We start from the raw sequence: 14,879 nt of genomic DNA, 5'->3' as shown, positions 1-14,879 counted from the left end.
AATGCAATTTTTACATAAATAGATTATGACATAGTAAAATTAAATATTAATTTTACATCTTGTTATTATTATTTTAAATTAATTGAGGTTAAATTATAAATGTTTCCAACAAGCTTTCCAGATAAAGAAGTTATTTCAACTATTACAGCTAAAATGTTAATTGAAGTTGAGGCTGTACGTTTTAGTTCAGGTGAACCGTTTAAGTTTACTTCTGGTTGGGCAAGCCCGGTATATATTGACTGTAGAAAATTAATTTCCTACCCAAGAGTTAGGCACACTTTGATGGATTTTGCCGCTTCTGTTATTACTAGAAATATTGGTTTTGAAAATATTGATTCAATTGCTGGAGGAGAAACAGCTGGAATACCCTTTGCTGCGTGGATAGCTGATAGGTTGATGTTACCAATGCAATATGTTCGTAAAAAAGCAAAAGGATTTGGAAGAAATGCTCAGATTGAAGGTGATTTTAAAAATGACTCTCACATACTTCTGGTTGAAGATTTAACAACTGATGGAAATAGCAAAATTAAATTTTGTGAAGCTTTAAGGGAAGCTGGCGCGAAAGTGGATCACACTTTTGTAGTATTTTATTATGATATTTTCCCTCAAACGAGAGAAGCTCTTGATAGCATTGGATTACAAATGCATTCATTAGCAACTTGGTGGGACGTTTTAAAAGTCGCAAAAGATAATAACTATTTTGAGACCAGTGCTATTGGGGAGGTCGAAAGTTTTTTAAATGATCCTATGACATGGTCTGCAAACCATGGTGGAGCTTCTTCACTTTCAGATTAAAGTGGTGGTTGATTCTTCAATTTTGCTTCTCTCCAAGCAATATAGGTTGTTGAACCTATAATTAGAAATCCGCCGATCCAAAGCGTAAAAGTAGGCTCTTCTGCAAATAATACATAACCAATTAATACTGACCAAATTAACCTTAAAAAATCAAATGGAAGAAGAAGGGCTAATTCTCCTTTTTTTAATGCAGTGTTCATAATTGTTTGAGCTAATGTCCCAGTAATAGCTATAAATACAAGAATAGTAAATTGCCTCATGTCAATTGCTTCCATTACTGGAAAAGCAAGGATAAATGTAGCTGGGATCATACCAATACCAAAATAAAGAGATATAGTTACTGCGCTGTCAGTTTGTGTAAGTTTTTTTATAAAAATAAGGCAAATTGACCATAAAAATGATGAAAAAATTATTAGTAAAGCACCTAATTCAATTGAAATATCTGGGCGCATGACAACTATAGTACCAATAAAGCCGATAATTAATGCAGTTGTCCTTCTTAATCTAATTTTTTCTTTCATAAAAATTACAGCTAATATCGTTGCGAAAATGGGCACAGTAAACCCTAATGTAGTTAATTGAGCTAAAGGAGTGGTTGAGATCCCATAGAAAAAACACAACATAGCAACAGAGTTAGTAATAATTCTTAAAAATTGCATTTTAGGTTGTTTAGTTTTGAATATAGTTTTGCCTTGCTGAATAATAATTGGTGCTAAAACAAAAATGACTAAAGCGCATCTAAAAAAAGCAATTTCAAAAATATGAACTTCTTTTGATAAGTACTTTACTGCGCTATGCATTAAAACAAAAAATAATCCTGAGATAATCATTAAACTTATTGCGATTAATGGCGCAGACATATTATTTGAAATTTTATTAAAAGTCTTTGAAAGCAACACTTTTATTTCCATATCTTAATATTTTTTTATTTATATTTATAAATATTATTGTTTTAAAATTTAAATGAGCGCAGATTAGATATATTAATAATTAATTTTATAAATATTAGACAATGATAAATTAAAGTTGGTTAAAAGGAAAACTTTAAATGTTAAAGTTCATTTTTCTAATTATAATAAATTTTAGTTCACTTGCTACAGCAGGTGATTATTTAAAAGGTTATAAAGCACTAGAAAAAGGAGAATACAAAAAAGCTCTATTTTTTCTAAGCTATGATGCCAATTTAGGTGATGATAAAGCCCAATATAATTTGGGTATCATGTATAAAAAAGGTCTAGGCGTTCCTGTTGACCATAACGAAGCATTTTCTTGGTTTTTTCTTTCTTCAAATCAAGGAAATATTCTAGCAAACTATGCCTTAGGTCATTCATACTATAAAGGTTCAGGTGTAAAAAAAAATTATCAACAAGCACTTAGGTCATTCGAATACGCTGGCATAAGAGGACATCCTACATCCAGACTTTTAATAGGTAACATGTACTATAATGGTCAAGGCGTTACTAAAAATTATATTATAGCTCACCTCTGGTGGCGTTTTGCAGAAGACCTTAACATTAATGGTGCAAGGCAAAATATTGAAATGTTAGAAAAGAAAATGAGTGATGAAGAACGTTATAAAACAAAAGATTTTTATGAAATGTGCATGAAGGAAACTTTATACAACTGCATTAAAAAAATTAATAAATTGTAGTTTAGAAGATTATGAAAAAACAAGAACAAATAGAATCTGAATTAAGGTCGGTAATTAAAAGAGCCAAGAAAAGTGTATTTGTTAAACTTACTTTAACCGACCTAATTGAAGGTTCCAGAAGAATGTATTTAATCTATAATGCTCATAAATCTGGAGAAAAATTTAAGATTAATAATAATGATGAAAATATCCTTTTGTTAAATAACATAAGCTCAGATTTTGAAAATCTAAATATGAAAATAAAGAAAATTCCAAAGCCTATAAAAGAATTATTAGACAGAAAATGGGAGAAAGAACCTAACACTAAAGAAAGTCTAGATGGCTCAACAGAAGTTTTGTTAAAAAAATTATTAGATTTGCAAAAGGAATTTAAAAAATTAGTTATGACTTTAAATGGAGACTTTAAAAGTGAGATTATTATCAATGTTGATCCAATTCCTATTGCAGTTACACATAGCGCAATGACTATTTGGATAGAACTTTTAAAGAATAAATACAATTTAAAAAATCAAAATATTATTAGTAAAAACCTCATAAATTTTTTACAAGAGGTGTTTGGGGTGTTTACCTGTGAAGCTGATGTGAAAAAAAGCTATATGAATTGGCACACATTAAAAAACATGAAGTAATTTCAAATTAATTTTTAAGGGGGGGGTAAATGGCATCTGTTTTAAATAAGTTGGAAACTAATGATTTTCATAAAAATGGTTTTGTAATTGTAAAAGACTTTTTTAATAAAAAGGAGACAGAGCTTTTACAAAATGCCTCAACTCAAGACCCAGCTATTAGAAATCATTTATATGATAGAAAAGATTCAGAAGGTTTAAGTACAAAAATGATGGCGTGGAATCATCCAGATGACAGTATTTACGGTGTAACAGCAAGATCAGAAAAAATTGTTGATACTATGGAAGATTTGCTAGGTGGAGAGGTCTACCATTATCATTCCAAGATTACTGCAAAAGAACCGTTTGAAGGAGGTGCGTGGGAATGGCATCAAGATTATGGTTATTGGTATAATAATGGCTGTCTATTTCCTTTAATGGCTACTGTGATGATTGCGCTAGATAAATGCACGAAAGAAAATGGTTGTCTACAAGTTTTATCTGGATCTAATAATTTAGGTAGAATTGATCATGCATTACTTGAAAGTGGTCAAGTTGGGGTTGATCTAAAAAGAGTAGATGAAGCAAAAAAACATTTGGAACTGGTTTATTGTGAAATGGATCCAGGTGATGTTTTGTTTTTCCATTGTAATACTCTTCACAGGTCAGATAAAAACAATTCACCTGATAGACGCTGGACGTTGTTGTGTTGTTATAATGCTGCTAGAAATAATCCTTTTATAGATCACCATCATCCAAAATATACGCCCTTAAATAAATTAAGAAACGAAGAAATAATAAAAGCGGGTGATAAATTTCTAGATGTTAATGACGTAGATACATTTTTAAAAAGACCAACAGCTCCCCCAGAACTCTCTAAAAAGGGCGGTAAATTATTTAACAATTAATTTGTTCCGTTTAATTTTTTCTGTAGATAAATAGAGAGATCTTTATCGTTTAATTTAGGTAAGGACTGATTTTTAAAATATTCTAAGACTTTAAATTTCATAGGTTTATCTAAGCTTTTTTTAATTTCGTATAAATATAAACTTTGTTTTATGGTTTGATGAATTCTAGATGCTAATTGAAAAGCCTTTGAGTTCTGTCCTTCAAACTTAGTAATTATTACATCGCAATTAGAGTCATTTATTAATCTTCCCAGCATAGGTTTCCAATCGTCTTCTTGAACAGGCAAGCCTTTTTTTCTAGACCAAGCTACCCCACCTGCGGGAAAAATTGCTATAACACCGCCACTTTTAAGTATTTTGATTGCTGTTTGCCTCGTGACAACATTATCTCGCATGGCATTTTTTCTATTACTAAAATCTATGGGAAGAATATTATCTGCTAAAGTTGGTTCGCGTTGTAAAACTCCATGTGCTATAACTCTAAAATTTTCATCTAAAGTTGACGCAAACCATGATAAAAAAACTCCGTCAGCCACTCCAAATGGATGATTCGCAGCTATAATCAACCCTTTGGACTTACTTCTTTTAGGTAAAGGTGCCAACTTAGGCGTCTGAATGCCCATTGAATTTAATGCATGTTTCCAGAGTTGTGTTCCTGTTTTATTGTGTGATAAAGAAATAAAATTTTTATAACGTTTTTCTAGAGAAATTCTTGCGGATAAGAATTCTACAGTATGTATCAAAAACCTATGATGTAATGGTAACCAGGATTCAGCATATGTGATTTTTATATTTGTTTTTAACATGTAAAATCGTACATAAATTTAATTTAATAAAATCTATAATATTATATATCAAATTATCAACATTTATTTTGATACTAACTTCAGAAATTTGGGATTACAGGTTTTATTTTTGAAAAATGATTTTCCAACTCATAGCCTACGTTTAATAAAATATCTTCTCTGAATTTTCTTGAAATAAATTGGACTCCCAATGGAATATTAGATTCAGTTTTTCCAGTTGCAAAAGATAATCCTGGTAATCCTAAATAAGGAGGAGCAATTTGTGGAAGCATAGAATCAAAAACTAAATCAAATGAAGATGGTGACTCAAGATCCTTTAAGTCTGGAAAAGGTAAATCTCCTGTTATAGGGCATAGTATCAATGGATATTTGTCAAAAAACTTATTCCAGTCTCTACTTATTTTAGCTCTTTGCTGAAGTGCGTCCATAAAGTTATCCAAACTAGTATCAGGACATCTTCTAGACATTTGGTCATATATAAAGTTTGCATCGGGGTCATTTTCTTTTTTTATGGCTTCTCCTCCAGTTCTCCTAAACTCACCAAGCCAAAGGGCAGCTTGAAATTTAGCTGCTTCGGAAAAATCTGGTGCTTCAGGCTCTTCAATTATCCAGCCTGATTGCTCTAAAAACTTTGCAACTTTTTTCAATTGTTCTTTAATAAGAGAATCAATTTTTAACCCTTTTATTTCTGTTATTAAAGCTATTTTTTTTATAGGCATTTCAAATGATAATGGTATTGGCGTCCACCAAGGGTCATCAAAATTTTCTTGGCTCATTGCCCTTAACCCAATTTCTATATCCTTTATTGAACGAGCTAATGGACCTGATACGGCCATTATTTGTCCACCTATATGCCTGTCTGGTGTGGTATAATTTATCATTGGCACACGACCTAAGCTTGGTCTTAATCCATGAATACCACAAGCATAAGCTGGGTAACGTATTGATCCAGCTATATCAGTACCATGTCCAATAGCTCCCATTCCAGCCGCTGTTGCCGCTGCTGCTCCCCCAGAAGAACCACCAGGAGTAATATTTTTATTATGAGGATTAAATGTGTGTCCATGAAGACTGTTTCTTGTGAACCAATGTATACTAAAAGCTGGAGTATTTGTTCTCCCAACAATAAGTGAGTCAGATTTTTTTAAATTCTTAATTACAGGACTGTCTTGTTTTGCAATCAGATCCTTTTGTATTCTTAAGCCATTAGTGCTAGCAAAGCCTACTTGGTCTGTATTAACTTTAACAGTTACAGGAACTCCAGCAAGTTCTCCTAATTTTTCATTGTTACTTATTTTTTTATCAAGTAGTTGAGCTGTCTTTTTTGCTTCTTCAAAAGTATCAACGACAATAGCATTTATTTTTGGATTAGTATTTTGAATGTGACTGATTGTTTGTTGACAAATTTCAACTGCAGATACTTCTTTTTTTTTAAATAATTTTGAAATTTCAAAAGCGTCAAGTTTCCAAAGTTCTTCCATTTAATGTTCTCCCAAAAAAATATTATTCTATTTTAAAATTTTATAAATAAGAAACAATTTTTAAATTAAGAAGAAAATTTGTAGGCTATCTTAAGTTTTAAAATTAGTTTATTATTTTACATGGGAGATATAGATTAAACATGGATTTACCAAAATGGCATGAGCGACCAGATAGCTCAGAAAAAAAAATAACTGATCAGGTTGTCCTTGATGGAAAAAATTTCTTAAAATTAGCCGATCATTTTATTACCTTCGCAAACACTAAAAATAAAACAGTAAAGTCTACTGACTTAAAATACATTATGCTTTACGCGGCAGCCCGTTACTCAGCTCATGTTGGAAAAAATGTTATAAATATAGATAATCATGAGGATTATGTGAAGCACATGTCAGCTCAATTCATTGATATGTTAAGAGAGCATTTAGCTGATCCAAAATTATAAAACTATTTAAATTTATTAAGAAATTACTGGAGAGAATTATGAGAGATAAAAAAGACATGTCTGAAATGACTGATTCAGAAATAAGTTTTAGAAAATTTTTAAAAAACTTAGGAGTTACAACCCATAAAGAGTTAGAAAATCTCATAAACAAAAAAATAGAGGATGGCGAATTAAGTGAGAATTCTTCATTGAATATTACAGCTCAGATTAAAATTGAAGAATTAGGTTTCAATCATACAATTACCTCAACATTACTGCTCCCAAAAAAAAATGACTAATATAAACGAAGATTTAATCTTAGAGGCTTTGAAAGAAATTGAAGATCCTTCACAATCGAAAGATATTGTTTCTCTTGGTTTAATCAATAATATTACCATTAAAGATAGTAACGTAGCCGTTACTTTGGAAGTGCCTGTTCATAGAGGTGCTTCTATGGAACCTATTAGAAAGCTTGCACAAGAAAGAGTTTTAAATATTAAGGATGTCACTAGCGCCACAGTTGTAGTCACTGCTCATGAAAATAAAGAAAAAACTTCGACATTTGAAACTGATAAAGAAGACAAAGTTGAAAAAGTTCTAGAAAGTAATGTTAAGAGATTTGTTGCCATTGGATCAGGCAAAGGTGGAGTTGGAAAGTCTACAACATCAGCGAATATAGCCATAGCTCTAAAATTAGAAGGCTATAAAGTTGGCTTGCTAGATGCTGACGTTTATGGTCCATCTCAACCTAGAATGTTAGGTGTTAGTGGTAGGCCAGCATCAGTTGGCGGCGATATGGTTGCTCCATTGCAAAATTATGGAATTAGTTTGATGTCTATGGGTTTATTGGTACCGGATGACACAGCCATGATTTGGCGTGGTCCAATGGTTCAATCTGCTCTTACACAAATGCTTAATTCAGTAGTATGGGGTGATTTAGATGTAATAGTTATAGACTTACCTCCTGGTACAGGTGACATCCAAATTTCTTTGGCACAACAAGTTAACCTAGCTGGTGCTATTATTGTTTCTACACCTCAGGATATAGCTCTGTTAGATGTAGTAAAAGCATTAACAATGTTTCAAAAGGCAAATGTTCCTGTTTTAGGAATGATAGAAAACATGTCATATTGGTCTTGTCCTGACTGTGGAAGGGTTGATCATATTTTTGGAGAAGGTGGAGTGAAAGCTGAGGCAAAGAAAAGAAATATAGATTTGTTGGGTGAGATACCAATTTCAGTTGACGTTCGAAAAAGCTCTGATGCAGGTATCCCTATAATCATATCAGAGCCTGAATCTATTCAATCACAAAATTATAGATTAATTGCAAAAAGTATCATCAAATCTATAAAGCTAGATGAAGAGGAATTATCATGAGTTTATATTATGAACCAGATCCTGCGAATGAAAATGATCCACCTCTATTACCACCTATATTAACCCCAATTCCAGTGGTTAATGGTATTGATGTCTTTGCAAAAGCGATCGCTGTAGCAGGCAAAAGTGAAACTGGGACAGTACTTTATTCTGAAAATCCAGAATATGTAGAAGTTGCAATTATTTTGTCACCTGAAATACCTAAAATTAAATGTAATCAAATGTTATATATCATGATGGTTGCTTCAGGTGATGCTATTGGTGCACTCGCTCCGCCAGAAGTTGCAGTAACTTATGCCTTTCCTGGGTTTATTTTTTTAAACAGAGGGGAGGCTGGTTTAGTTAAAGTTGAGATTGCACCTTCTAATGATGATCAGTCAATTCCTGATTGGATGGTTGTCGGTCTGAAGTTACGTTTAAATAATAATATTGAAATTAATGAAAACGAAATCAATGCAGATGTAACCTCTTTAGCAGACGAAGGGGGAGGATATGTTTCCAGAACAAGAGCAATTGAATCTTTGTCTAGACATTTTCTTGCATGGGTAAGTCAGTGGGAAGACGAAGGATTTAAGCCAGTTACTGAAGTATGGAATAAAAGACGAGAAGAGACTAAGGTTGTTACTTTAAAGAGTGGTCAAGAAGTTTCTTGGGTAGGGTTAGATGAGAATGGTTTAGCAATCGTAAAGTCAAATGCACAAGAAGTATTTTTATCACCTATAGATATTATTGAACAATTTGGGGATATTGACTTAACATGAAGTTTGCTAGAACTATCCGCTTTGACAAGTCAGATTTAAATATTTTTCCAGTCGCTGCAGAAGAAGGAGAACTTGCTTTAGTAGGAACCTTTAGTTTTAATAATATCCAAAATGAAGACTTAAAAGGTAAAGTCAAGCAAGCCTTTTCTAATGGCTTTATAGGCTGTTCTAGTTTTGGATATTCAACATTGGTTAGTCTTGTAACAGTTAATGAAGATGATTTAATAAATTTACAATATAGTTTAGGTCAGTATTTCATAGAACATTATGGTGCTCCTTCTAAAATCATTGCTGAAAAAGCAGCCTCTGAGGAAATAAAATTTATGAGTGAATTATGCAAAGATCACGAATTAGGAAGTCTTTTAAGTGTTTCAAGGGAATGGTCAGAAGAGGGCATAAAGGAAAAATTTAGAAATTTACCAAAAGCGGATTCGTGTGCTGAACAAAAAATATGGACTGTTGTTGATGAAGATTAAAATTTAAAAGGAATTTAAAAATGACAATAAACGATTTTTGGTTAACGTCTGGGTGGCATCTTTTAGATAAAGATAAATCAGGTTGTCTTGTTCCTACAGAAGATTTTATGAGAGCATATTTTTATAGGCCAGAAGTGGCTCCAATTGAAGAATCTTGTGAAGCAGAAATAGAGCTCCATAAAAAGTTAGTTGAGGCCCCTTTTATAAAAGTTGAGAAAAGAGATCTTGATTTAATTAAGGATAAAGATGTTGTTTTCAACTATGAAGTCATATTGAAGTTTAGAGAATTTTTATCTAATTACGCTACCTTAGAGGCTGCATATTTAGCTATTTCAAGAGGCCAATCTATTAACTTTCCACCTCTTTTTGTTGATCAGTTGGTACAAATTATTTTAAGAAATATTCTTAATGAAAACTCATTTGCATTACAGGTAAGGGCTTCTGAACTGTTTTTCAGAACTCAAGTTGTTACTATAGCTGAAGATGAAATTATGGTAGCAGACGAAGCTGTAGTTCAATTACAAGCAGAGCAGAAAAACATTGATACAAATAAACCTAATCAATTAGAAGTAGATATTGATATTTTAAGAGAAAGCTCTGCTGATAATTATTGGGAAAGATCTGATAAGTTTGATACATCAATTGATCTTGCATACACTAAACCAGGTTTAGACGCTTTAGCAAGAGTAATAGAAAAATGGATCTTTCATTTTTTATCAATTGAAGTCTCTGTTCAGCCAATGCAAAAAATTGAAGATGATAAATGGTCTTGGCATTTAGGCTTAGATAGTGATGCTACTTCTATTTTAAATGATCTATATGAAGGTGCAGACGTAAGCGAAGACAGGTTAAAGCAAATACTATGTTTGTTTCAGCTTGAAGCTAAAGATGGGTTTAAAGAATCAATGCAGGGTAAGCCAGTTTATGTTGGATTGGCTATGGGACAAAAATCAATAATAAAATTTAAACCTCAAAATCTTTTAACAAATCTTCCTTTAGCTGATTTATTATAAACTTAGTTTAAATAATCGTCTGTAGTTCTTGGTTTAGGTCTGTCTTTCGCCTCAAGCATTTTGTCCTTTTGTGCAAACATTGCTCCAACTCTACAATCTTCACACATTTTCAGCATTTCAGTCCTGCCATCGGCTTCAAACATTGAATGAGAGGATAGCTTATCTATAATTCTTTCAATAGATTTTGTAGTGCCAAATGTTTTGCCACATTGAATACAATCAAAAGGCTTGTCTTCTATAATAACTTCTGCTGACATAGCTTCATCGTCAAGATTAAATTGAGGTACTAGTGAAATTGCTTTCTCAGGACATGTCGCTACACATATCCCACATTGAAGACAGGCATCTTCTCTAAATAATAATTGAGGGGCATCAGGATTATCCTGAAGGGCCCCAGCAGGGCATGCACTTACACAAGATAAGCATATGGTACAACTTTCAAGGTTAACATCTACTTTTCCATAGGGTGAACCTTCAGGTAATTGGATCATAGAACTTTTATTGTTATTACTTTTTGAAAGTCCTTGAATACCTGCCCGTAAAATTCCTCGAGGTGCACCAAGAGGTATAAAAGGAGACGGCTTTATTCTTGTATATTCTGAAGTTTTGTAAATTTCATTTTCAACTGCTTCTGGGTCAGTTTCTTCAATTATAGATATTGATTTTTTTTCATTATTTCCAATTCCGGAAAGTAAAGAGTTAGCTATCTCTACTTGTTTGGGTAAAAAAGTATATTCTTCGCTGTTTTTGGGGTTAAGAATAATAAATATTTTTTTAAAACCTAATGCAAATGAAGAAACTAGAAGGTCGTGACCAGTTCTTCCAACAGAATGCATTTCGTAAGGTATAACATTTGCAGGTAATCCATTGCCATATCTAGAAATTAAGCTAATCATTTCGGCACCAAAGCTTGTGTCAAAAAGAATTAAGGCGGGATCTTTACCGCCAGCAGAATTAAATTGATTTTTCAATTCAGATAATGAAGTTAAGATTACATCAAGACTAGGGTAATCTGTTTGTATTGCTCCTGAAGGACAGACTGAACCACAAAAGCCGCAACCACCACATATACCAGGGTCTACTGAAACTATATCACCGATTGATTGAATCGCGCCAGCTGGGCAAACATCTAAACATTTGGTGCACCCAGTGATGCCATTACGAGAATGTGCACATAAACTTTCATTGAAATCGACATAAATAGGTTTTTCAAATTGGCCTATCATATCAATTACTTTTGTATAAATATCAAATAGATCAGAAGGGCTGTTAGTGCTGGCCCTAAAATAACCATCTCTCTTATGGTCACCTGTAAACATAGGTGTGTTTTCACTAAGGTCTATGATCAAATCACAGTCAGTATCAACTTTACTGTAAAAATCTCCAAAATTAATTGTTGATTTACTACTTGGTAAACTTTCTGCAAAGTCATTTATTTCGAGTTTAAATTGAGTGAAATATCCTTGTGCTTTTTTAATATATCCCTTTGTGATTTTAAAATCGTTAGGCTCTAAAATTAAGTCGTCTTTTATGTTGCTTATCATTAATGTAACACCAAGATGAGAAGTTAATTTTTTACACAAATCAAACGCAACTTCGATTGATTTTTCTCCCTTGTTACTATCTACATAAACAAAACACCTACCTGAAGATTCTAGTGTAAGACTAGGGGTTTGTTTGTTTTTTTGAAGTGAAGAATGGATTAAAGAACTTATTTTAGGTATTGACTTCTCACTCTCTTTTGACCATCCAGCATATTCTCTTATATTAAAAGTTTTTGGCGTTTCAAAATTATTTTCTTCTGCTATTTGGTCAAACGTTTTTTGTTCTTGTGTGCAAGCAATTAATAAATTTTTATTAGAAATTTGTGTTTCTTTTAGTTGATCAAGTACAACATTTAATTCTGAACCGCAAAGATTATGGTTAACATTACAAGTTGTCTCTGAAGAGCAGGCCTTTGAAAGGGCGTCTCCATCAATTTTCATAGTTTTTTCGCAGTTACATATTAATATTTTATTATTTTGAATATCCAATTTTAAACTCCCAAGATAAGTTCATCAAAGGATTAAAATGCAAAAATTGTCAATTAAATTATCTCTAAATAGAAATTTTTAATTTGTTTTTTAATCTTTTTTGTTGCTAGTTTGTGAACATATTTATTTAATTAAATAATTTTATTGAGAACAATATGAAAAATCTTGAGAGTGAAAAACATCTTCTATACGCAGTAAGAATTATTTTAGAAAGACAAGAAATAGATAATATTTGGGAAAGTCATAAGTGGATTATTAATGACTTAATACCCTTGGAGGTAAGTGGTGGATTAGGTTATCCTCCTATAAATGATGTCAGAATATATCCATTAATCAATGATGTTAAAAAAGAAGATGGCCTTAATAAAAATTTGTATTTTGCTGAAGCATCAATTGATTTGCATCATGCAGAATCAGAGGGTTATGCTGAAAATCTGCAATCGTCAGACCCTTCAGTATATATAGTTTTAAGAGATGGTGACTTGTTCGATGGCAATGATCCTGCAGAAAAAAACAAACAAGATCAAAATATTGATATACATTTGGCTGAGGTGTCTCTTTCCCCTTATCATATCCAGGACTATGAAGATTGCGGTGAAGATAGAGTAGAAAAAATTCCTTTATATGGTCCTATAGCGGAACTTTTGGAAAAATTTGTTGAATTTCACTTTCATCCAGAAGAGTTTAAAAAAAGGAAAAGGGATAAAAAAGACATTGATCAGAACACAAGGCGTGGTGGAGATGCACGTTTAAATATTAAAAAAACATATAATTAACATTGATCGTTAATGGAGAAGTAAGTCAATGAAAGATGAAATTGAAAACAATTCGAACGAAGGGTTTATGTCAAGATGGTCAAAAAGAAAATCCATTAAAAAGTCTGATCAAGTTAATGCAAAAACATCTGTAGATAAAATCAAATTTAAGAATGATGAAGTTAAAGAACAAAATATTGTTGAAACTGAAGAAAATGACGAGAAACAATATGACGCACTAAATGACCAAGAGTTATTAGATAAATTTAAATTGCCAGACCCAGAAAAAATTAAAAAAGAAAAGGGTTTGGACTTGTTTTTTAAAGATGGAATTCCAGATAGGTTGAGGCAAATTGCATTAAGAAGAGTTTGGAAATTAAACCCAATTATCAGGTTTGCAGATGCAGAAATAAATGACTATCACGAGGATTTTACTGATGCCGCTACTGTTGTAGAGGGCATGCAAACAGCCTATCAAGTTGGTAAAGGTTATCTTTCAGACATTTTAAAAGAAAAAGATGAAGACACACAAGATCATAAAGATGATAACCAAGAAATACGAAAGAAAGCTATAAAAAATAAAACTAAGGTTAAAGACCTCAAAGAATCAAAATCTAAAGTGAAAAAAGAAAAAATTATAATCAATGATAAAACAACTAAACAATCTAAATCAAAAAATGATGAGAAATTAAAAATTTTAAGTGAAGAGGAAAATATAATTTTATCTGAAGATTTAGTTAATAACTTAAAGGAAGAGAAGATCACTCCTAAAATGATGGTTTTTAAACCAAGAGCAGAATGATAATGATTATCACAAGCAAAATCAGTATGTTATTTTATTTTTTTATTTAACAAATTCACAAAAAAAAGCTTTATTTTTTTCCTAAACTGATAAATAGTAATTTTGGGAGATATATTTTGAGTTCACTTAATGTTGCAAAACATGACCTTATTGACAGCGAAGATCAGCTAAGAGCAGACATGTACTCTTTTTTGGCTAGTCTACTTCGAGCAGAACCAACTGCAGAATTAGTTAATCAACTAACAATTCTAGAATCAGATGATACTCCCATTGGCAAATCTATAAAAACTTTAGTAAAACTAGCTTCATCACTCGATCTCCCAACAATTAGAGATGAATATGTTAGAATTTTTATTGGTGTAGGTAGAGGTGAATTATTGCCTTTTGCCTCTTACTATTTGACAGGTTTCCTTAAGGACAAGCCATTAGCTAAGCTTAGGAACGATATGAAAGAGATAGGCATAGAAATAGAATCTAATGTTAAGGAGCCTGAAGATCATATTGCTAGTCTGTTTGATATGATGGCCGGGTTGATTCTAGGCAAATTTACCAGAAAGTATTCTATTGGAGAGCAAAGAGATTTTTTTAATAAACATCTTGCACCATGGGCTGATTTATTGATGAGAGATATTGAAGGTTCAAAGATTGCAGTGTTTTATTCGCCGGTTGGCACAATAGGAAGAGAATTTATAGAAATAGAACGTTCGTCGTTCAAAATGGATGTTACGGGGTAGCGATAGGCCCCTGTTTCATGAGTTCAAATAATTGAACTTAATTATTGAGGAGTAGAAAATGAAAAGTGAGAAACCAAAAAACGGTAGAAGAGACTTTTTAAAAGGTGCTGCTATAACTGCCGCTGCTGCAACTGTTGCTGCAACCGTAACGAAAACAGTATCTGCTAACGAGACTATGAACACTACTGGTTCAGGCTACCAGAAAACAAAGCATGTAAAAACATATTATGAAACTTTGAGATTTTAATTTTAATTATTCT

General features: G+C 32.1%; 18 protein-coding genes. 14 read left to right on the top strand and 4 right to left on the bottom strand.

The genetic code is table 11. The annotated features are described in order from the left end of the window. The first annotated feature begins 99 nt into the window (after window positions 1–99). A complete protein-coding gene (locus tag ABXT66_RS09560; protein ID WP_443643279.1) occupies window positions 100–795 on the top strand; it encodes an orotate phosphoribosyltransferase in 696 nt (231 codons plus the stop codon). Here the strand turns inward: ABXT66_RS09560 and ABXT66_RS09555 are convergent. Continuing rightward, a complete protein-coding gene (locus ABXT66_RS09555; RefSeq protein WP_443643278.1) occupies window positions 792–1,694 on the bottom strand; it encodes a DMT family transporter in 903 nt (300 codons plus the stop codon). The genes ABXT66_RS09560 and ABXT66_RS09555 overlap by 4 nt on opposite strands. 149 nt (window positions 1,695–1,843) lie before the next feature. Between ABXT66_RS09555 and ABXT66_RS09550 the strand changes: the two genes are divergently transcribed. The 3 genes from ABXT66_RS09550 to ABXT66_RS09540 are packed head-to-tail and all read left to right on the top strand — an operon-like array spanning window position 1,844 to window position 3,959. Continuing rightward, a complete protein-coding gene (locus tag ABXT66_RS09550; protein ID WP_443643277.1) occupies window positions 1,844–2,446 on the top strand; it encodes a tetratricopeptide repeat protein in 603 nt (200 codons plus the stop codon). Between the two features lie 11 nt (window positions 2,447–2,457). Next, window positions 2,458–3,075, top strand: a complete 618-nt coding sequence (locus tag ABXT66_RS09545) for a hypothetical protein (RefSeq protein ID WP_443643276.1) — start codon at window positions 2,458–2,460, stop codon at window positions 3,073–3,075. 29 nt (window positions 3,076–3,104) lie between these two features. Next, on the top strand, window positions 3,105–3,959 hold the full coding sequence (locus ABXT66_RS09540) for a phytanoyl-CoA dioxygenase family protein (protein WP_443643275.1): 855 nt from the start codon (window positions 3,105–3,107) through the stop codon (window positions 3,957–3,959). On the opposite strand, the gene ABXT66_RS09535 is transcribed toward ABXT66_RS09540, so the two are convergent. Beyond that, window positions 3,956–4,765 (bottom strand): 1-acyl-sn-glycerol-3-phosphate acyltransferase, encoded by an 810-nt coding sequence (locus ABXT66_RS09535; protein ID WP_443643274.1) that lies wholly within the window; start codon window positions 4,763–4,765, stop codon window positions 3,956–3,958. The genes ABXT66_RS09540 and ABXT66_RS09535 overlap by 4 nt on opposite strands. An 80-nt stretch (window positions 4,766–4,845) precedes the next feature. Continuing rightward, on the bottom strand, window positions 4,846–6,246 hold the full coding sequence (locus ABXT66_RS09530) for an amidase (RefSeq protein WP_443643273.1): 1,401 nt from the start codon (window positions 6,244–6,246) through the stop codon (window positions 4,846–4,848). A 140-nt stretch (window positions 6,247–6,386) separates the two neighbouring features. Here ABXT66_RS09530 and ABXT66_RS09525 point away from each other — a divergent pair, with 140 nt between their 5' ends. From ABXT66_RS09525 to ABXT66_RS09500, 6 genes are read left to right on the top strand one after another with little or no spacing between them, the layout of a single operon-like run. Beyond that, window positions 6,387–6,689, top strand: coding sequence for a DUF3144 domain-containing protein (locus ABXT66_RS09525; protein ID WP_443643272.1), 303 nt, complete (start codon window positions 6,387–6,389; stop codon window positions 6,687–6,689). A gap of 38 nt (window positions 6,690–6,727) precedes the next feature. Further along, complete coding sequence (locus ABXT66_RS09520) at window positions 6,728–6,967, top strand: DUF6494 family protein (protein ID WP_443643271.1); 240 nt, start codon at window positions 6,728–6,730, stop codon at window positions 6,965–6,967. Continuing rightward, entirely contained in the window at window positions 6,960–8,045 is a 1,086-nt protein-coding gene (locus ABXT66_RS09515) for an Mrp/NBP35 family ATP-binding protein (RefSeq protein ID WP_443643270.1), read from the top strand. The genes ABXT66_RS09520 and ABXT66_RS09515 overlap by 8 nt, the downstream gene beginning before the upstream one ends. Continuing rightward, on the top strand, window positions 8,042–8,806 hold the full coding sequence (locus ABXT66_RS09510; RefSeq protein WP_443643269.1) for a biotin/lipoate--protein ligase family protein: 765 nt from the start codon (window positions 8,042–8,044) through the stop codon (window positions 8,804–8,806). Before ABXT66_RS09515 ends, ABXT66_RS09510 begins: the two co-directional genes overlap by 4 nt. After that, complete coding sequence (locus tag ABXT66_RS09505) at window positions 8,803–9,282, top strand: DUF6505 family protein (RefSeq protein WP_443643268.1); 480 nt, start codon at window positions 8,803–8,805, stop codon at window positions 9,280–9,282. Before ABXT66_RS09510 ends, ABXT66_RS09505 begins: the two co-directional genes overlap by 4 nt. 20 nt (window positions 9,283–9,302) lie before the next feature. Continuing rightward, entirely contained in the window at window positions 9,303–10,295 is a 993-nt protein-coding gene (locus ABXT66_RS09500) for a DUF6352 family protein (RefSeq protein ID WP_443643267.1), read from the top strand. A gap of 2 nt (window positions 10,296–10,297) precedes the next feature. Here ABXT66_RS09500 and ABXT66_RS09495 read toward each other — a convergent pair whose 3' ends face one another. Beyond that, entirely contained in the window at window positions 10,298–12,328 is a 2,031-nt protein-coding gene (locus ABXT66_RS09495; protein ID WP_443643266.1) for a 4Fe-4S binding protein, read from the bottom strand. 155 nt (window positions 12,329–12,483) lie between these two features. Between ABXT66_RS09495 and ABXT66_RS09490 the strand changes: the two genes are divergently transcribed. The 4 genes from ABXT66_RS09490 to ABXT66_RS09475 all read left to right on the top strand — a co-directional run bounded on the left by ABXT66_RS09490 (window position 12,484) and on the right by ABXT66_RS09475 (window position 14,866). Then, entirely contained in the window at window positions 12,484–13,104 is a 621-nt protein-coding gene (locus tag ABXT66_RS09490) for a DUF3305 domain-containing protein (protein WP_443643265.1), read from the top strand. A gap of 28 nt (window positions 13,105–13,132) precedes the next feature. After that, window positions 13,133–13,885: a DUF3306 domain-containing protein gene (locus ABXT66_RS09485; protein WP_443643264.1), complete on the top strand. Its 753-nt coding sequence runs from the start codon at window positions 13,133–13,135 to the stop codon at window positions 13,883–13,885. A gap of 116 nt (window positions 13,886–14,001) precedes the next feature. Continuing rightward, the gene (locus ABXT66_RS09480) at window positions 14,002–14,619 is read left to right on the top strand and encodes a TorD/DmsD family molecular chaperone (protein WP_443643263.1); all 618 of its coding nucleotides are present in this window, start codon (window positions 14,002–14,004) and stop codon (window positions 14,617–14,619) included. A gap of 58 nt (window positions 14,620–14,677) precedes the next feature. After that, window positions 14,678–14,866: a twin-arginine translocation signal domain-containing protein gene (locus tag ABXT66_RS09475; protein WP_443643262.1), complete on the top strand. Its 189-nt coding sequence runs from the start codon at window positions 14,678–14,680 to the stop codon at window positions 14,864–14,866. Window positions 14,867–14,879 lie beyond the last annotated feature (13 nt).

Origin of the sequence: Candidatus Levibacter sp. Uisw_134_01 (genome assembly GCF_047717795.1) — a bacterium.
Lineage (GTDB): Bacteria > Pseudomonadota > Alphaproteobacteria > Puniceispirillales > Marisalimonadaceae > Marisalimonas.
Note: the sequence above shows the minus strand (reverse complement) of the source record. Positions and strands in the feature narration are given on the sequence as shown.